Raw genomic sequence first — 18,103 nt, forward strand, 5'->3', positions numbered from 1 at the left:
TAGTGTAAAATATTTTTATTTTTTTGTCCAATCAGAATTTTGATCAACAACATGCTGCTTCCGTCTGTATTATCAACGAACAGCAGGGAGGCGAATTTCTACTTTCGTCCCTTTGCCCTGCTCGCTTTCGAAGAAGATTTTTCCATTATGGTGTTCAATAATTTTAAAGCTGACCATCAATCCGAGTCCTGTCCCTTTTTCTTTGTTGGAGTAGAACGGTTCACCAAGACGCAGAATCCGGTCTTGGGAAATACCGATGCCCTCATCGATCACTTCAATACAAATAGAGCCATCCATTGCCTGTTTCGTGTGAATCGTGACTTTTCCTCCGTTCGGCATCGCTTCGATGGCATTTTTAATTAAATTCAAAATAACCTGTTTCAACTGTTTCTCTTCTATTCGGACAAATGGCAGCGGTTCTGCCAGCACCGGAACCAGCTCAATCCCATGAAGGAGTGCTTCTGGCTGCATAAACATGATGGAATCCTTTAACACTCCATTGATATCTTTTATTTCAAAAACCGTTTCTTGATTCGGCTTAGCAAGCATAAGGAATTCCTGCATAATGGATTCGATTCGATCAAGCTCTGAAAGAATAATTTCGCTGTACCGATGATGAGTCTCCTGCCCCCATAATTGGGTAAACCCTTTAATCGCTGTCAGCGGATTTCGCACTTCATGAGCAATTCCAGCTGCCAGCTGGCCAACAGCACCGAGTTTGTCTTTTTTATTAAGAAGAATTTCCTTCTCCTTTAAACTAGTAATATCCTGAGTAATGAAGATGACTCTATTTGTAAGGAGGTGTTCAATTATTTTCCGGGAGCGAAGCCAGACGACAGACCCGTTTTCATGGATCGCCTGGTATTCAATTTCTGCACTTTCGCCGTACTCTTCTCCTTTGATAAACTCTTTAAATCTTGTCCGGTCATCCGGATGAATAATGTCCATAATCATACACAGATTTTTATATATTTCACCGCTCGAATGTCCAAGCACTTTTTCATATGAGGGACTCATATAAACGAGCTGGCTGGTAAAACAGTCATATACACAAAAGATATCATTAATATTTTCTGTTATGGAAAGAAACTTTTTTTCGTTTTCTTTTAATTCTTTTGCTTTACGGTCCAGTAGAATAGCTGTTTCAATACTATTAGTTATATTTTTTATGACAAAAATAGCTGCAATGAATTGTCCGTCTGCATCTTGTACAGGTGATGCAGAAATGTTCACATAAAGAAGAGCTCCGTCTTTGTTTTGACGGACGGTTTGATAATGCTGGATTGTCTCTCCAGACATTAGCTTTTGTTTCAAACGCTCGAACTCGCCTTTTAAGTGTATCGGAACAATGGGCGGCGGTGTTTCTTGCAGTTCATTTAACGCCCATCCGTATTCCCGTTCAAATGCTTCATTCACAGCAATGATCTTTCCTTCGCCGTTGAATATGTAGACAGGGTCACAAATGGCATGTAAAAAAGCATCACACCAATTGCCATACATAGCAGGCAGGGTGCCCAGCTTAATAAATCTTTCTTCATTGGTTTCCACTTCTAATCCACTCCCCCTTACTATCATGTCTAAAAGCTTCTTCTTTTTCATCAAAAATCGTTCAACAAATGATGAGTTTTTCTGACAATTGTTCGTTAGCTGCAAGTATCCTGCCTTTTTCACAATTTTCAGCAAGTAAGCTATAATTAGGCTATATTAAATGATATTCTTGATAAAACGATTTTTGACTCATTTCGTCCGAAAACGAGTCAAAAATCAACAATGTTTTATAACAGAACTGATCATTAAAGAAAACATGTCGTGAATAAAGAGGTGCAGCCATGAGGATTAATCAATTACTTGAAAAGTTTCAACATCGGACACCGGTGATTTTAGGCAGTGAACAATTTACAAAGTTTGCTGTTCTCCTTCCCCTTATTGAGAAAGAAGGAGAAATCCATGTTTTATTTGAGGTTCGTTCCCATGAAATGCGCCGGCAGCCGGGAGAAGTTTGTTTTCCAGGAGGAAAATATGATCCGGATGATGAGGACGAACGCTTCACAGCTATCCGGGAAACGTCGGAAGAACTAGGAATTTCTTTATCAAGCATTCATCGTACGTTTCCCTTGGACTTTATGCTGTCTCCTTTTGAAGCGATGATCTTTCCATTCGTCGGGGTATTGTCTGCAGAAGAGCAGCTAAAACCGAATCCTGCAGAAGTGGCGGAAGTCTTTACGGTTCCCTTGAATTATTTATTAACAGCCGTTCCAGCCTGTCATTCGGTCCGTTTTAAAGTGGAGCCTGAAGCAGGATTTCCTTTCGATTTAATTATCGGCGGAGAAGATTACAATTGGCGGCCGCGCAAAAGAGAAGAGTATTTTTATGTGTATGAAAACCGGATTATTTGGGGGATGACTGCCCGCATATTAAAACATTTTCTGGATATCATTAAAGAAGCTGACATGTAGACAAAAGCTACTGTTACATATTCTTGGGCTGATTGAAAACAATTGTTAAGGGACATGAGCACTGCTGGCAGGCGGGCATTGAAGAAAGCGAGCGGTTGTCAACAGTCTAGAAGCCGGAATAGCACCTCCTGTCCCTCTTGACAAATCTTCAGAATAATAGATAATTGTGAATAATTAAGAATACACAAACGATGAAGGGATTAGTAAGCAAGTGAAATGCGTCAGAGATTGGAGTCCATCGGCTGAAAGGCTCCTCGCAGGAAATTGTTGAACCTGCCCTTGTTAACCGTCGCTTATGACAACATAAGCCGTTCCCCTCGTTACGGGTTCAAAGCGGGCGCTTCTATGCGCCAATAAAGGTGGTACCGCGGAACAGCATGCCCTCCGTCCTTTTGTTAGGAGGAGGGGCATGCTGTTTTTTGTGTTTGATATAAAAGGCTATGTTAATTGTTGATTGGAGCACCTCCAGCGGAAATCAACAGGAGAATTTAACAAAGCTATATAAAGAGGAAAAGGATGAGATTGACTGTGAAAAAATCCAGGGTTGTTGTGAAAATTGGCAGCAGTTCTTTAACGGATGAACAAGGAAATATCGTTGAAGAAAAAGTATATGATCACGTATCAGCCATTGCCAAGCTTCGTGAAAACGGTCATGAAGTGATCGTCGTATCATCTGGAGCGATCGCGGCCGGCTTTCGATCATTAGGTTATCAATCCCGGCCGAAAACGGTGGCGGCGAAGCAAGCATCTGCGGCTGTCGGACAAAGCCTGCTCATTCAAAAATATATTTCCCTGCTGGCGCCTTTTGGGCTCGTCGCCGCACAAATGCTTTTAACGAAAGAAGATTTCTATAGCCGCGGCCGTTTTTATAACTTCTATACGTCCATGTCAGAGCTGTTAAGAGCAGGAGCCATTCCAATTATCAATGAAAATGATTCAATTTCTATTGAAGAGCTGACGTACGGGGATAACGACATGCTGTCTGCGCTCGTCAGCGGCTTTACTCAGGCCAATGCTCTTATTATTCTTACGGATATTGATGGGCTTTATGACAGCAATCCTGCTGATCACCCGGAAGCGAAACGATTTCATTTTATTCCGGAAGTAACGGATGAGCTTTTATCGTATGCCGGCGACAGCGGCACGTCGATCGGAACAGGCGGGATGAGATCGAAGCTATTAGCAGCGAAAAAAGCCTTGTCGCTTGGGGTGCCCGTATTTGTTGGCAGCGGCCAAGGTGAAAACAAGCTGATGGACATTCTTGAAGGCAAAGGCAGCGGCACGTATATCGGTGCTCCATTTAAGAGCCATATGCAAATGAAAAAACAATGGCTCGCCCACCATGCGCAGACGAGCGGGGCCATCGTGATTGATGAAGGAGCGGAACAAGCCATTCTTTCAAGAGGAAAAAGCCTGCTTCCTGTTGGCGTCTTATCTGTGGAAGGGTTGTTTCATGCGATGGATGTGGTAACCGTTTTAAATCAAAAAAGAGACGTGCTCGGCAAAGGACAAGTGTATTATTCCTCGGCAGATCTTGAGAAAGTTAAAGGCTTGGCCGGTGCAGAAGCGAAAGTGTACTCGATTAATGAGCGGGCGGAAGTAATTCACCGCGATAATTGGGTGACGACAAAAATAATGATTAAATGAAGGGAACGGAGTGGGAATCATGAGTGAACTAATTGAAAAAGCGAAGCTGTTGAAGAAAGCATCGTATGAAATGGCAATGCTTACGGAAGAAGAAAAAAATCAAGGGCTGGAACAGATCGCAGCCGCTTTGTCAGCTAATGTAGACTTTATTTTGCAGGAAAATTCAAAAGACATGGAAGCGGGAGCGGCTGCAGGCTTTGCGCCCCCTCTTCTCGACCGGCTAAAGCTGACGGAAGAACGCGTTAGGCAGATGGCAGATGGTGTCCGGCAGCTGATCCATTTAAAAGATCCGGTTGGTGAAACTACTGAACAGTGGACACTAGAAAATGGATTAGCCATTCAAACCATACGGGTGCCTCTTGGTGTAGTAGGCATGGTGTATGAAGCGCGGCCGAATGTGACAGTAGATGCTGCTGCTTTATGTTTAAAAGCAGGCAATGCAGTACTGCTCCGCGGCAGTTCTTCCGCAGCCCGTTCCAATATCGCTTTAGTGTCAGTGATGAAAGCGGCTTTGGAGGATTCTCCGATTCCAGAACAGGCACTGCAGCTGCTTGAAGACACAAGCCGGGAAACAGCATCGGAAATGTTTCGGTTAAATGAATACTTAGATATGCTCATTCCACGCGGCGGGGCTGGTTTAATCCAAACCGTCATCCAGCAGGCAACCGTCCCTGTGTTAGAAACAGGTGTTGGCAATTGCCACGTGTATATTGATGAAAGCGCAAAGAAAGATATGGCTATAGCGATTGCTGAAAATGCGAAGCTGCACCGCCCTTCTGTTTGTAATGCGGCAGAGTCCTTGTTAATCCACAAAGACTGGCCTCACCGAGAAGAGCTTTTGCGCTCGCTTCATGAAAAAGACGTGGAGCTTCGCGGTTCCGATGATCTAGTGCAGAAATTTTCTTTTATACAAAAGGCAGAAGAAGCAGATTGGGGCACAGAATATTTAGCGCCAATTCTTGCTGTAAAAACGGTCGCAGATGTCAAAGAAGCGGTGGCTCATATTCAAACATACGGCACGAAACATTCTGAAGCGATCGTTTCGGAAACACCCCAGCACGTTCAAACGTTCTTCCGTGCCATCGATGCAGCCGTTCTTTATCACAATGCTTCCACACGCTTTACAGACGGTGAGCAGTTTGGGTATGGAGCGGAAATCGGCATTAGCACGCAAAAATTGCATGCGCGCGGACCGATGGGACTTCGCGCTATTACAACTGTGAAGTCAATCGTAGAAGGAAACGGACAAATTAGAAAATAATCAAAAAACCGGCAGCTCATCAGTCTGCCGGTTTTTTGATTATTTTCTGTATTATTTCAACTCTTGAATAATGAGCTGTTCGCCTTCTTTTATATACGTAAACGTAATTTCTGTTCCTTCTTCTAATTGTTCAAACTGTTTCATGATTTCACTGTCCGGTGCTACTTGAAAAGCCTGTGGCTGTCCGTCGACTTCAACTTCCACTGTATGAGGATCAGCAATGCCGTTGAACACACCTTTTGTTTCAACGGCTTGTTCTGTTTTCAGTTCTTGAATGATCAGCTGTTCGCCGTCTTTTTTATACGTAAACGTAATTTCTGTTCCTTCTTCTAATTGTTCAAACTGTTTCATCGTTTCGCTGCCGGGTGCCACTTGAAAAGCCTGTGGCTGTCCGTCGACTTCAATTTCCACTGTATGAGGATCAGCAATGCCGTTGAACACACCTTTTGTTTCAACGGCTTGTTCTGTTTTCAGTTCTTGAATGATCAGCTGTTCGCCGTCTTTTTTGTACGTAAACGTAATTTCCGTTCCTTCTTTTAATTGTTCAAACTGTTTCATCGTTTCGCTGCCGGGTGCCACTTGAAAAGCCTGTGGCTGTCCGTCGACTTCAATTTCCACTGTGTGAGGATCAGCGATGCCGTTGAATACACCTTTCGTTTCAATGATGTCTGCTGGTGTTTCTTTCGGATCTGATTCTTTGGCTGTTTCTGTAGTTGGATTGCTCGTTGTATCCTTTGATACAGGAGTTTCTTTCTCTGCTGGTGTTTCTGTTCCTTCTTTTTGATCCGGTTGTCCGCCCGCTCCTTGTTCACCCTCTTGCGCTGTTTCTTCCGGCTTATTTGTCTCTTGTTCTTCTGTCGTTGTTTCTGAACATGCGGCTAATACTCCCCCCGCAAGTACAACGGCTCCTACGATCATCGACCATTTTTTCATAAGTGTGACTCCTTTCTTTCCCTTGTCTTACCGACTATATTGTAACACACTTGGAATTTTCCGCTAAGTATTTGCATACTGGAATAGAATGGGCCAATTGTTTGTTATAGTAAAAAAATTCGTGTGAACGCTTATTTTTTCTGTTCATTTATTTATAAAAGAGCAGTATAATAGGTCACGGTATGAGGAGATGAGGGTTAAACATGAAACGAAACATTATTCCCACATTTGATCCGTGGGAATCTTACTTAGATGTGCAGCAAACAGGACAGCTGCAATTATCGAATGTGGAATTCACTACGACAACGCTTTGTAATATGAGATGTGCGCACTGTGCAGTAGGGTATACGCTGCAAACGAAAGATCCAGACGCTCTGCCATTTGAGCTGTTAAAACAGAGGCTTGATGAAGTACCTCATTTGCGGGCTTTAAGCATTACCGGCGGCGAGCCGATGCTGTCAAAGTCGTCTGTGCGGGAGTATGTGCTGCCGCTCTTGAAATACGCGCATGAACGAGGAGTTTATACACAGCTAAACTCCAATTTGACACTGGAACTTTCCCGCTACGAAGAAATTGCTCCTTATTTGGATGTTCTGCATATTTCTCATAACTGGGGGACAACAGCGGAATTTGCTGAAGTCGGTTTTGCGAATATGTCACGCAAGCCGTCATTCGAGCAGCGCCAAGCATTGTTCCAGCGGATGATTGACAATAGCCGTGCGCTGTCACGCATGGGTGTCATGGTCTCTGCTGAAACGATGTTAAATAAAAGCACACTTCCTTATCTTGAGAAAATTCATCGTCAAATTGTGGAGGAAATGGAATGTGTCCGCCACGAAGTTCACCCAATGTACCCAAGTGATTTCGCCAGCTCCCTTGAATCGCTTTCTCTAGATGAGATTAGAGAATCGATCCATCACTTGTTAGACATTCGCCATCAGGACGTATGGATGATGTTCGGCACCCTGCCATTTTACTCGTGCAGCCCGAATGAAAAAGATCAGCAGCTGCTGAAACGTCTGCGTACAGAACAAAACGTGACAGTCCGCAATGATCCTGACGGCCGTTCCCGGTTGAATGTCAATATTTTCAATGGGGATATCATTGTTACTGACTTTGGTGATGCACCAGCTTTAGGAAACGTGCAGACGACGACATTGCAGGAAGCGTATGACACGTGGAATCAATCGAAGCTTGCTTCTGAGCTGAACTGCCACTGCCCAAGTGTTCAATGTCTCGGTCCTAATATTTTAGTGAAAAATGCGTACTATCCGAACGTTAATTTTACGGTGAAAGAAGCTGTAGGTGCGAAATAAAAAAACGAAGAAAGCTGGTTTTGAACCAGCTTTCTTCGTTTTTCTTTTATTTCAAGTTATCAAGGATAACAGAAATATTCCACTTCATCATCTTAATATAAGAGTCTCCCTCTTCCCCTGGTTTGCCGAGAGAATCTGTAAATAAAGTCCCTCCAATAGGGATTCCAGTTTCCTTTGAAACCATTTCCATGCTGCGGGGATCGATACTTGTTTCTATAAATAAGGATGCTACCTCTTTTGATCGAATTAAATCAACGATTTGTTTTACTTGTTGCGGTGTCCCTTGATTCTCGGCATTAATCTCCCAAATGTATCCTGCTTGGAAGTCATAGGCATCGCTAAAGTATTTAAAGGCACCTTCACTTGTTACTAAAAAACGTTTTTCCTTTGGAATTTTACTGAATTCGGTCACTGCTTCTTGATGAAGGGCTTCTAACTCAGCAATATATTTCTCTGCGTTTGCCTTGTAAATATCCGCATGTTTAGGGTCGATTTGAACGAGGGCATCTCTTGCATTTTTAGCGTATTGAATGCCGTTGCGGATATCGAGCCAGGCGTGGGGATCTTCCTCTCCTTCATGGCCTTTTGACGTTAAATACTTCGGTTTTACACCCTCACTTAGTCGAAACACTGTCCCATCTTCTTCGGATTTTCCAGCTGTGTGAAGAAGCTTTTCAAACCAGGAGTTTCCTGCTTCAAGGTTTAACCCATTATAAAATACAACGTCTGCATCGGTTGTTTTCTGGATATCTAAGGGGAGCGGGTCGTATTCATGAGGATTAGATCCTACCGGTGCTAAACTATGAATCTCCACCCGGTCACCGCCGATATTTTTCACAATATCGTATAGAATAGAATACGTTGTGACGATTTGTATTTTATCCCCTTTTTGGGCTGGGGCTGTTTTCTCTCCTGATCCGCATCCAGTAAGAAGAGCGGCAGCCAAAAGCGCGGTCATTAGTACTGTAAATAAACGTCTCATTTTTATTCCTCCTTTTACTCTTTAAGTGAACGATACTTTTTTTCTTCGCGCTTTGATGGAACGCCATAAAATTCCTTGCTTCGGAGAAAAGATAAAGGCGAGTAAGAACAACATCGTTGATACTAAAACGATTGTTGCGCCAGAAGCGAGGTTATACGTGAAGCTAAAGTATAGCCCGGCGATCGATGCGGCCACGCCTAATCCAGCAGCAAGATAAATCATGATCCATAACCGGTCTGTTAATAAATAGGCGGTCGCCGCCGGTGTAATGAGCATCGCTACGACAAGCACAATTCCTACCGTTTGAAGAGAAGCGACTGTGACCATCGTCAGCAGCGTCATTAAAAAGTAATGAATACCTTTAACCGGCAATCCGTAGGCTGCAGCCATCGTTGGATCAAAAGACGTGACGAGCAATTCCTTATAAAACAAATAGATGGAAGTTAAAACGAAAATCCCGATTCCAAGCGTCGTCCACATATCTGATGGCCGAACAGCGAGCACGTTGCCGAACAAGATGTGATAGAGATCGGTGCTGCTCTTCATGAGTGTAATAAGGATAATCCCTAAAGCGAACGCAGAGGTAAACATAATTCCAATAGAAATATCATTTTTAATCCGGCTGTTTTGACTGACAAAGCCGATGCCTACTGCTGTAATGACTCCCGAAATAACCGCTCCGATAAAGAAATTGATGCCAAGCATATAAGCGATGGCCACTCCAGGAAGAACAGCGTGCGAAATCGCATCGCCCATTAGTGCCATTCCCCTTAAAATGATAAAGCAGCCGACGACTCCACAAATGATGCCGACCATGATAGAAGTTAATAGTGCTTTTTGTAAAAAACCGTAGTGAATCACTGCATCAATAAAGCTCATTTATACCTCCACCCCCAATCGATCCAAGAAAGAAAATTGTCCAGAATACGCTTTAGATAAAATATCCGCGCAGAACACTTGATTAACAGCGCCGAATCCTATGAGTTCTTTGTTTAACAAAATAAGCTGATCAAAGTAGTCGCTTACTTTGCTTAAATCATGATGAACGACAAGAATCGTTTTTCCGCTTTCCTTTAATTCTTTTAAAATGTGAATAATCGTTTCTTCACTGGCTGCATCTATGCCGACAAATGGTTCATCTAGAAAGAAAATTTCTGCTTTCTGGGCGAGAGCCCTTGCTAGAAAAACCCGCTGCTGCTGCCCTCCGGACAGTTCTCCAATTTGCCGCTTGCTAAAGTCCTCCATCCCCACTCTTTGCAGACATTGTAATGCCCAGTCTCTGTGTGCTTTCTTTGGCCGTTTAAACCAGCCGAGCGTTGGATAAGAGCCGAGTACGACAGTATCCAATACCGTGATGGGGAAATCCCAGTCGATATTGCTTCTTTGCGGCACATACGCAATAGATTTTCTTTGTTCATGAAACTTCTTTCCATATACTTGAACTTCTCCTGTATCTTTCGGGATGAGATTCAACAAAGCTTTTAATAGTGTCGATTTTCCCGCTCCATTTGGTCCGATGATGCCAACCAAATTCCCTCGTTCAATGGAAAAACTGATGTTCTTGACTGCTTCGTTCCCATGATAGGAAACGAATAAATTTTTTACTGACAGTGCGTCATTCATTGGACTTCTCCTTTACGATTCATATTTTAATAAGCTGTTGACGCAAATAATAGGATCTTTCAATGACCTCACTTTTTTGATAGGAAGACATACTCTTTACCTTGTGCAACTTTTTATTTAAAAAAATAATCATTTCCTCTTAAACTACTCTATGCAAGAAAAAGAAAAATGATATATGTGTACAACCAATAAAGTTTCCTTAGTACAAAATTTAAGGCATGATCAAAATTCTGTCAAGATATTTTCTGAAAAAATAAAAGCCGTCTCCTAAGCATCAGACGGGTCTGACACTTATAAGACAGCTCTTGTTTTTAAATTAAATTTTCCATTTACTTTTAATGACGCCCGCTTCTCTAAAAGTATCATAAATGATCACGATTGCTGGTCCGATAAAGAAGCCGATAAATCCAAGCAATTTAAACCCGACGAACAAGCTAATTAAAGCAGCCAGCGGTGAGATCCCCATATTCGTTGAGAACACTTTCGGCTCTAGTATCCGGCGGACAACGGTAATAATCACAAATAGTACAATTAAGCCGAAGCCGAGAAATTGATTTCCTTGAAAAAAACTAAGAATGGCCCACGGGACGAGCACTGATCCTGTTCCGAGAATCGGAAGCACATCCACAAAAACGATTAATATAGAAAGCAGGACGGCATACGGCACTTTTAAAATAGATAATCCAATAAAAGCCATTAAAAAAGTGACAATACTTAGAAAAATTTGTGCTTTAATAAAGCCGACTCCCGCGCGGTTCAACTGGACGGTAATTAAATAGAGCTTGTCTTTCGTTTCTTCTCTTAAATGTCTTTCCAGCTTGATGCGCAATCGGGATAATTCTAAACTGAACAAAAAGACGGCAATAATGTAGACCAAAAATTCAATTAAAAATCCTGGGATTGCCGTTGCCAGACTAAACAGCCATTCAACGATCGCCTGCAGCATATCTGTCACAGTCTGAAGGGCATTTTCAATCGTTCGCTCAAAGGACTGGAACACATCAGGCGGCAGTTTTTTAAAGTATTGTTCGGATTCTTTAAAAAGGCCCTTTAACGATTCTTTGTAAAAGTTATTTACAAAAGCTGGCCCGCTTTGCGCTAATGTCACTACTTGATCAATGACAAGCTTCACAATAAACCAGACAAACAAGGCAATAAACAGCAAATATAACAAAAAGGCAGCAAGTACTGCCCGAAAGCGCGGCCATTTAAAGTTTGTCATAAACCACTTTACTGAATTTTCCAGAAGAATTGCTGTGATCAGCGCTAGTACAAAAGGCAGCGAGTACGGAATTAAATAAATAATTGCTGCTATTAAAGCAGCGGTAATGAACCATCGTTTTATCATTTTACGATCGACTGCTCCTTATCTCAACATCTCATTATCTAATTAATATAATAAACCATTTTTTTCGTAAAAACACTTTAAAGATATTAGTCAGCAAAACTTTCTTTTAATCTTTATTGGTAGAAATCACGGCGAATGAATGGTATGATGAACTATTATTTCTTGAAGAGGTGTAAGTCATGACAAAACAGTTAGAAAAAGCAACGTTCGCCGGAGGGTGTTTCTGGTGTATGGTCAAACCATTTGATCAATGGGATGGTGTTCATCAAGTATTGTCCGGGTACACCGGCGGCCACACGGCGAATCCAACATACGAACAAGTAAAAGCCGGTGCAACCGGCCATCTGGAAGCGGTTGAAATTGTATATGATCCAGCCGTTATTTCTTACAAAACGATTCTTGATCTTTATTGGCAGCAAATTGATCCGACGGATGACGGCGGCCAGTTTCAAGACCGCGGTGATTCTTACCGCACGGCGATTTTTTATCATACAGTAGAACAAGAACAATTGGCTCAAGCATCGAAACAAGAGCTTGAAGAGAGCGGGAAATTTCAAAAGCCGATTGTCACCCGCATTTTACCGGCGGCACCGTTTTATCCTGCAGAAGAGTATCATCAAGATTTCTATAAGAAGAACCCTGATGAGTACCACGCGGATCGTGTACAATCTGGACGGGATGAGTTTATCGAAGCGCATTGGACAGAAGGCAATAGTAAGCAGTAAATTGGCATGATATGATGGAGACAGCACTAACGATAGGGAGAATAAAATGGCTATGAGCACAAATCTTACAAAATACGAACAAGTGATGAATTACATAAAATCATGTATTTCAAGCGGCGAGTGGCCAGTCGGCAGTAAGATTCCGAGTCAGCGGAAACTGGCTGAAGAGCTGTCGGTCAATCGCTCGACGATCGTTGCTGCGCTGGAAGAATTAAAAACAGAAGGTCTCATTGAAGGTGTCATGGGAAAAGGCACAATCGTCAGAAACAATACGTGGACGTTACTCGCAGCAACCCCTCCGGATTGGGATGAATCGATGTCCTTCTCTGTGCCAAAACCTGCCTCCGTCCCTCTTTTAGAAATAGACGAAGTGAAAGCGCCGGAACATATGATTGAGCTGAGCAAAGGCGAGCTGTCCCAAGATATTTTTCCAACGGACAACATGCAGCAAGTGATGCTGCGCCTCGCGAAAAGCCTGGAGCCTTTCGGATACGAAGAACCAAAAGGATATTTGCCGTTAAGACAGGCAATCAGCGACTATATGAAAAAACAAGGGTCAGAGGTTTCCCCTTCCTCCATTTTAATTGTGTCTGGCGCTATTCAAGGATTGCAGCTGATCTCCGCCGGCCTGCTGCATAAAGGTTCGACTGTTTTCCTTGAGAAGCCGTCTTATTTGTATTCTCTTCATACGTTTCAGTCAGCTGGCATGAATTTATCCGGTCTGCCGATGGATGATGAAGGATTGCAGCCGTCCGCTCTTTCTAAAAAAGCAGCTGATGGCCCTTCTTCGATTTTATACACGATTCCCTGTTTCCATAACCCGACCGGCAGCTTGATGTCTGAAATACGCCGTAAGGAACTGCTCGATATATGTGAACAAAAGCGGCTTCCTGTGATTGAAGATGATATTTACCGCGAACTGTGGCTCGACAGCCCGCCGCCGCCGACCCTTCAATCACTCGATTCAGATGGGCGCGTGCTTTACATCGGCAGCTTGTCCAAAACATTGACACCTGGGCTTCGCATCGGCTGGATCGCAGGGCCTGATCAAGTCATTGACCGGTTAGCTGAAATCAAGAAGCAGACAGATTACGGCTCCAGTTCTCTTTCGCAGCTCGTTGCTGCTGAATGGCTGTCAAGCGGGTTCTACGAACAGCACCTGGCCGTCGTTCGTGAAGAATTAAAGAAGCGGCGGACGGCTGCCCTAGAAACGCTGAACCGATATATGAGCGACCTGGCAGATTGGGACGTTCCTGCGGGCGGTTTTTTAATTTGGCTAAGAATCAAAACAAACATTCCATTAAAAGAAATGCATGTTAAAGCGTATCAAGCGGGGATTTCTTTACATCCGGGAAGCATTTATACAGAAGAGTCTGTTCGGGCGATCCGGCTATCCTACGGCTACGCGTCAATCGAAGAATTCCAACAAGGTATTATCAAATTGCGGCAGATTATATTGGAAAGCAACGAAGTAAAATAGGTGATAACAATGGACTTTACGATACATTATTTATCTTTCTTTGTGATCCGCGTCGATGATGAAGAAAATAAACGGGCTCATCATTTTCAAACATTGAAAGAAGAAGACTATGAAAACAGCCCGCTCAACGATTTTCTCTCTGGAGAATTTACGAAAATCGCAAAACGAAAAGCAGAGCGCCATCCGAAAGCCGAACAAGCACCGACGAAAATTGGGTTTTTCACAGCTGAACCAGGCCATGATTTAACATCCAATCCGAACTACAATTTATTCGCTAAAGCGAAAGCCGCTTCCTCCCTCTTAGAGTTTCAAGAAGCAAGCGAACAATTTGCGGCGCTTTATACACAAACGAACGCTGCGCGCGGCGGCGTATTCATCGTCACGAAAGCCCAAATAAAAAAATATTTCGATGACTCCTTTGTCTTTATTTTAAAATGCGATTTCGAACCAAAAGTCGCCTCTATCACCGACCCAACTTCTCTCCTTCAGCACGTAGAACTGGCGATCACAACGAAAAACATGAAATCGATCCAGTACCCTTACATGCCCGAAGAAGGAATGGTCGAACAAGGCGAACTGAAAATCCACCAGGCTTCCCACGCCCGTTACTTTGAGGATTTCCTAAAATACGTCGGCTACGAACAGTCCATGCCTGAAATCGTGAAAACACAAGTGATCGACTTCGTACGGGAAACGGTGATTGAGGACCTGGAAGACGAAAGCCCGGAGCGCGCTCAATTTGAAGAAGCGATGGAAATCTGGGCGGAGAGTCCGAAACGGGAACTGCAGGAGCGGTTTTCGACGGAAGAAATTGTGGAAGCCGCTACACGTATGGTTGAGCATACACCTGAATTGGAGCTGAAGATGAAACTGGACCACATGGGTGTCCATGCGATGTTGTCAGACTTCGGGGAGTCGATTCATTTGGCTAAGCTCGGTGACCGCTATGTCGTTTTGATGGAAGCTGATTCGGTGATATTTGAGAAAGGCTTCTCCCCGATTGAGTTTCATAAGCCTGAGGAGTTGGATGAGGTGGTTGAGCGGATTCGAGAGAAGCATGGGAACTTTTCAAGGTGATGTAGAGTTTAGAGTTCTTTTGAGAGGCATTATAAGGATCTTGTGACCGGAAATGTGATCAGAAAACCGGTGTAAGGACAAGGACTATGAAGTCAATCAAGAAGAAGGGGTCTATTAACTTTTGAAAGCTCTCTACTATCTTTGAACTATTATAAGAGAAAAAGCAAGATACTGAGTGAAGATCAGTATCTTGCTTTTTTATTACGTTACAACCTTTTTGGCAGTTACAGTCACGTAGGTTATAACCTTTGTGTATGACGTATAACTGTGTATTAGCATTTCTATATTCAACATCTTCTGTTCCGTACCAATCTGTTGTAAGGATTCTGCTAACTCATGCAGCTCTTTCTATGTCTAGATACTTTAACTCAAAGAAAAAGCTGCAAAACTAACAAGCAGTTCGAACACTCTCAAAAGATACTGATAAAAACTTGCTCTATTGCTTAAAACTATTGTGTGCTTCTGGTTTCTTTAGTATCAAAAGTATGATTGTAAAAAACAATCCCATTTTATTCTAGACCCATATTAAAACAATAGATACCAATAGAGAATTAATTATTCTTTTTTGTCCAAAAGAGTATCTCACTGATCCATTATCTTTACCTCACCTCTACATAATTTAAAAATGATAAGTTGTGTCTCTGGTATTGTATTGATTAGTTATTTTAATAATGTTTCTTCATATACTTGTCCCAGTTACCTTACTATTTTCCTCCCGTCACAATTCCCTTCCTTTAAACTAGAATCCTTTACCTCGCTCCTATATGTCCCCATAATAACACCTGAAATAATGAACAAAGCCCCCATTAACTGGATCGACTGAACTGTTTCTTGGAGTATGATATATCCAACAACCATTACGATAAAGGGTTCCAAATTGAGGAGCATCGAAGCATTTGCCGCTCCTACTTTTTGAATCGATGCATTCCAAAGCATTGTGCAAATACCATGCATTAAGATAGCTGTAACGATGAGCAGCATCCAATATTTAATGTCTATATGCATGGATTGTTCAATCATATCAACACGAATAAAAGGGATAAATAAGAGTAAACCAAATATGTTGGTATATAAGGTAATAATAATTGGCTCTAGTTTTTTTGATAGTTGCTGAACGATGACAAGAAAAATGGAGAAGGAGAGCATCGTCAACGTAATAAGCAGTTCTCCTTTTCCAACGGCCACAACCAGTCCATTTCCACTCGTTATGACAAACGACACGCCTACAAATCCCACAGCCACCCCAATCCAGAAAATAATCTTTCGCCTTTCTTTCAAATAGAAAAAAGTAATCAGGGATGTCATCATTGGCGAGAGCGCTAAAATAATAGCAGCAGTCACTGGATTAGCATGCTGCAAGCTTGCATAGAAGGTCCATTGATTTACTGTGACCCCTATAAATCCTGCCCCCGCAAGCATAAAGAGTATACGCACTGGAATCTGATTCCTTCTAACAAATTTCCAACCGACGCCCCACAAGAATATATTAATAAAAATAAGGCGTAAACAAGCGATAGCCATCGGATCAAAGACATCCACTAAGATCGTGCCGAATATAAAGTTACTTCCCCAACATATTACACAAAATACTAGCATTGCATATGTCTTCACCAAGATTTGCGGCTTCTTATAGCCATGTGAAAAATATTTTACAGATTGCCCCATTTCTTTTTCCCCAGTCTACAAGTATTCTCTGTAATGAGGTCTGTAAGTACGACCATCTAAATAAATCATTCGTTTAACCATACGGTCATCAAAGATAGGCTGGCTGAATTCCTGTAAATTAGGAAGTTGTGAAGATTATATTGATTAAATGTGCGGTTTACGTATTCAACGGTTGGTTTCCGGTCATACTAGGTGATTTCATTTTAGGCCACTCCTCTAACGGATTAGCCTAAAATGAACTGAAGCCAGCTCCTATCCTGCATAAACGCCAACATTTAATCAAATGTTTTCGAACCGTCTATTAAAGAGATTGGCTGCCATTTAACCAGATTTTACTGCACTGTTTTTTCAATATCTTTGCCAGCTAAATGACCTGCAACTATGTTTCCTTTAAACATGGTCGCTTTACGCTTCGCCCTTCTCGCGACTGCCTCAGCAGAACAACTTGCTTCAACAAATACAGCATTTGCTTTATCACCCACTTTTGGCCAAACCCGTTCTCCATTGGAATTCAGCGGTATGATTCCTCCAGTAACAAATGAAAGGGCTTTTCCTAATGATTGTTCATCAATCCAAGAAAAACGCTCGGCCATAATACTTGCCTTATAGAGCATATCACCTGTTCCAAAAGCTTCCCAATGATCAATTATGCTATCATTTGCCAGTGAAACTTTTACCCCCTTTTGATGAAGCAACGGTATTGGAGGAGTTGAAAATCCAGCTTCAAAAGGCACAGTAGAAGCAAGGTCTATTCCAGCTTTAGCTAGTATTTCAGCCATTTCTCCTGCTTCTTCTAAACTAACTTCGCCTAAGCCAAAGCCATGTCCAATCGTTACTCTCCCCTGCCAACCTGCTTCTTCTGTATAAGCAGCTAAACGCTTCATTGTATAGACTCCTAAATGCCCTTTATCATGCAAATGTAAATCAATACCTGCATCCGCCTCTACTGCTAAATCAAACATTGTATATAGAGATTTCTCAATGTCTTCATCTACGGTTGCAGGATCAACGCCGCCAACATGAGTTGCTCCCCTCTTAAGCGCTTCTCGTACTAATTTAACAGAGTTACTACGTAAGAGACCATGCTGAGGAAATGCGACAAGCTCATGTGTCAATTTGCTATCATTTGAATGTAATGCACGTGTCACAGCCTCAAGATTCTTCAGTTCTATTATCGGATCTACATTTACCTGGGCACGAATATGGGTTGTTCCATTTTGCAAATGGAGGTCTATTATTTTTTCAGCCCTCTCTTCTGCTACTGGCAATAGGCGAGGCAGCAATTCCTTTTCTTCTTCTAGACGTCCAAAAATGCTAGTAAATGGCTTGGGTGCTTTCCATGGTCCTCCATAATGTGTTTTATCTAAGTGCATATGCATATCTTGAAAGGATGGAATCATTAGTAATCTATTAGCATCCTTTTGTGGAAGATCATCTTTTATCGGTTCAAATTCAGGAATAATTTCCATTATTGTCTCATTTTCAATTCGGATATGAAATACTTCTGTGATCGTTTCTTCTATTACACTATTTTGATAATGATATCCGCTCTCTAGCAAAACATTTTTCAACCAATATGAAGTAGTCATA

15 protein-coding genes and 1 pseudogene are annotated in these 18,103 nt (G+C 42.3%); 7 read left to right on the forward strand and 9 right to left on the reverse strand.

Going from position 1 to position 18,103, the window contains the following annotated elements; translation table 11 throughout:
• Window positions 1-72: 72 nt before the first annotated feature.
• Together QYG89_RS17385 and QYG89_RS14210 are read right to left on the reverse strand one after the other, a co-directional pair.
• Window positions 73-564 carry an ATP-binding protein gene (locus QYG89_RS17385; RefSeq protein WP_449727749.1) on the reverse strand — a complete coding sequence of 164 codons (492 nt, stop codon included), beginning with the start codon at window positions 562-564 and terminating at the stop codon, window positions 73-75.
• Window positions 541-1,599 (reverse strand): annotated as a pseudogene (locus QYG89_RS14210) (PAS domain S-box protein); the annotation flags it as partial. The pseudogene QYG89_RS14210 and the gene QYG89_RS17385, both read right to left, overlap by 24 nt.
• A 230-nt stretch (window positions 1,600-1,829) precedes the next feature.
• On the opposite strand from QYG89_RS14210, the gene QYG89_RS14215 reads away from it, so the two are divergent.
• The 3 genes from QYG89_RS14215 (at window position 1,830) to QYG89_RS14225 (ending at window position 5,364) form a co-directional block, all read left to right on the forward strand.
• Window positions 1,830-2,456 carry an NUDIX hydrolase gene (locus tag QYG89_RS14215; protein WP_404318424.1) on the forward strand — a complete coding sequence of 209 codons (627 nt, stop codon included), beginning with the start codon at window positions 1,830-1,832 and terminating at the stop codon, window positions 2,454-2,456.
• Window positions 2,457-2,984: 528 nt separating this feature from the next.
• A complete protein-coding gene (gene proB / locus QYG89_RS14220; RefSeq protein ID WP_404318473.1) occupies window positions 2,985-4,103 on the forward strand; it encodes a glutamate 5-kinase in 1,119 nt (372 codons plus the stop codon).
• Window positions 4,104-4,122: 19 nt separating this feature from the next.
• Complete coding sequence (locus tag QYG89_RS14225; RefSeq protein WP_404318426.1) at window positions 4,123-5,364, forward strand: glutamate-5-semialdehyde dehydrogenase; 1,242 nt, start codon at window positions 4,123-4,125, stop codon at window positions 5,362-5,364.
• Between the two features lie 51 nt (window positions 5,365-5,415).
• Here the strand turns inward: QYG89_RS14225 and QYG89_RS14230 are convergent, their stop codons facing one another.
• The gene (locus tag QYG89_RS14230; protein WP_404318428.1) at window positions 5,416-6,297 is read right to left on the reverse strand and encodes a hypothetical protein; all 882 of its coding nucleotides are present in this window, start codon (window positions 6,295-6,297) and stop codon (window positions 5,416-5,418) included.
• Between the two features lie 203 nt (window positions 6,298-6,500).
• On the opposite strand from QYG89_RS14230, the gene yfkAB reads away from it, so the two are divergent.
• Window positions 6,501-7,613 carry a radical SAM/CxCxxxxC motif protein YfkAB gene (gene yfkAB, locus QYG89_RS14235; protein ID WP_404318430.1) on the forward strand — a complete coding sequence of 371 codons (1,113 nt, stop codon included), beginning with the start codon at window positions 6,501-6,503 and terminating at the stop codon, window positions 7,611-7,613.
• Between the two features lie 46 nt (window positions 7,614-7,659).
• Here yfkAB and QYG89_RS14240 read toward each other — a convergent pair whose 3' ends face one another.
• The 4 genes from QYG89_RS14240 to ytvI form a co-directional block, all read right to left on the reverse strand.
• Window positions 7,660-8,595 (reverse strand): metal ABC transporter substrate-binding protein, encoded by a 936-nt coding sequence (locus QYG89_RS14240; protein WP_404318432.1) that lies wholly within the window; start codon window positions 8,593-8,595, stop codon window positions 7,660-7,662.
• Between the two features lie 21 nt (window positions 8,596-8,616).
• Window positions 8,617-9,474, reverse strand: a complete 858-nt coding sequence (locus QYG89_RS14245) for a metal ABC transporter permease (RefSeq protein ID WP_404318434.1) — start codon at window positions 9,472-9,474, stop codon at window positions 8,617-8,619.
• Complete coding sequence (locus QYG89_RS14250; protein WP_404318436.1) at window positions 9,475-10,218, reverse strand: metal ABC transporter ATP-binding protein; 744 nt, start codon at window positions 10,216-10,218, stop codon at window positions 9,475-9,477.
• A gap of 316 nt (window positions 10,219-10,534) precedes the next feature.
• Complete coding sequence (ytvI, locus tag QYG89_RS14255; RefSeq protein WP_404318438.1) at window positions 10,535-11,566, reverse strand: sporulation integral membrane protein YtvI; 1,032 nt, start codon at window positions 11,564-11,566, stop codon at window positions 10,535-10,537.
• Between the two features lie 179 nt (window positions 11,567-11,745).
• Here ytvI and msrA point away from each other — a divergent pair, with 179 nt between their 5' ends.
• The 3 genes from msrA to QYG89_RS14270 are packed head-to-tail and all read left to right on the forward strand — an operon-like array spanning window position 11,746 to window position 14,848.
• Window positions 11,746-12,291 carry a peptide-methionine (S)-S-oxide reductase MsrA gene (gene msrA / locus QYG89_RS14260; protein WP_404318439.1) on the forward strand — a complete coding sequence of 182 codons (546 nt, stop codon included), beginning with the start codon at window positions 11,746-11,748 and terminating at the stop codon, window positions 12,289-12,291.
• A gap of 46 nt (window positions 12,292-12,337) precedes the next feature.
• A complete protein-coding gene (gene pdxR, locus QYG89_RS14265; RefSeq protein ID WP_404318441.1) occupies window positions 12,338-13,771 on the forward strand; it encodes a MocR-like pyridoxine biosynthesis transcription factor PdxR in 1,434 nt (477 codons plus the stop codon).
• 9 nt (window positions 13,772-13,780) lie between these two features.
• Entirely contained in the window at window positions 13,781-14,848 is a 1,068-nt protein-coding gene (locus QYG89_RS14270) for a DUF3900 domain-containing protein (RefSeq protein ID WP_404318443.1), read from the forward strand.
• A gap of 696 nt (window positions 14,849-15,544) precedes the next feature.
• On the opposite strand, the gene QYG89_RS14275 is transcribed toward QYG89_RS14270, so the two are convergent.
• A complete protein-coding gene (locus QYG89_RS14275) occupies window positions 15,545-16,513 on the reverse strand; it encodes a DMT family transporter (protein ID WP_404318445.1) in 969 nt (322 codons plus the stop codon).
• Window positions 16,514-16,845: 332 nt separating this feature from the next.
• The gene (locus tag QYG89_RS14280; protein ID WP_404318446.1) at window positions 16,846-18,102 is read right to left on the reverse strand and encodes an amidohydrolase family protein; all 1,257 of its coding nucleotides are present in this window, start codon (window positions 18,100-18,102) and stop codon (window positions 16,846-16,848) included.
• Window position 18,103 lies beyond the last annotated feature (1 nt).

The sequence above is a fragment of the Bacillus lumedeiriae genome, assembly GCF_044891285.1.
Taxonomy (GTDB): domain Bacteria; phylum Bacillota; class Bacilli; order Bacillales; family Domibacillaceae; genus Pseudobacillus; species Pseudobacillus lumedeiriae.

Coding starts and splice junctions, on each gene's coding strand:
- yfkAB (WP_404318430.1), top strand. CDS start 6,501: ATGAAACGAAACATTATTCCCACATTTGATCCGTGGGAATCTTACTTA.
- QYG89_RS17385 (WP_449727749.1), bottom strand. CDS start 564: ATGCAGGAATTCCTTATGCTTGCTAAGCCGAATCAAGAAACGGTTTTT.
- QYG89_RS14240 (WP_404318432.1), bottom strand. CDS start 8,595: ATGAGACGTTTATTTACAGTACTAATGACCGCGCTTTTGGCTGCCGCT.
- QYG89_RS14225 (WP_404318426.1), top strand. CDS start 4,123: ATGAGTGAACTAATTGAAAAAGCGAAGCTGTTGAAGAAAGCATCGTAT.
- QYG89_RS14275 (WP_404318445.1), bottom strand. CDS start 16,513: ATGGGGCAATCTGTAAAATATTTTTCACATGGCTATAAGAAGCCGCAA.
- ytvI (WP_404318438.1), bottom strand. CDS start 11,566: ATGATAAAACGATGGTTCATTACCGCTGCTTTAATAGCAGCAATTATT.
- msrA (WP_404318439.1), top strand. CDS start 11,746: ATGACAAAACAGTTAGAAAAAGCAACGTTCGCCGGAGGGTGTTTCTGG.
- QYG89_RS14245 (WP_404318434.1), bottom strand. CDS start 9,474: ATGAGCTTTATTGATGCAGTGATTCACTACGGTTTTTTACAAAAAGCA.
- QYG89_RS14215 (WP_404318424.1), top strand. CDS start 1,830: ATGAGGATTAATCAATTACTTGAAAAGTTTCAACATCGGACACCGGTG.
- QYG89_RS14230 (WP_404318428.1), bottom strand. CDS start 6,297: ATGAAAAAATGGTCGATGATCGTAGGAGCCGTTGTACTTGCGGGGGGA.
- QYG89_RS14280 (WP_404318446.1), bottom strand. CDS start 18,102: ATGACTACTTCATATTGGTTGAAAAATGTTTTGCTAGAGAGCGGATAT.
- QYG89_RS14250 (WP_404318436.1), bottom strand. CDS start 10,218: ATGAATGACGCACTGTCAGTAAAAAATTTATTCGTTTCCTATCATGGG.
- QYG89_RS14270 (WP_404318443.1), top strand. CDS start 13,781: ATGGACTTTACGATACATTATTTATCTTTCTTTGTGATCCGCGTCGAT.
- pdxR (WP_404318441.1), top strand. CDS start 12,338: ATGGCTATGAGCACAAATCTTACAAAATACGAACAAGTGATGAATTAC.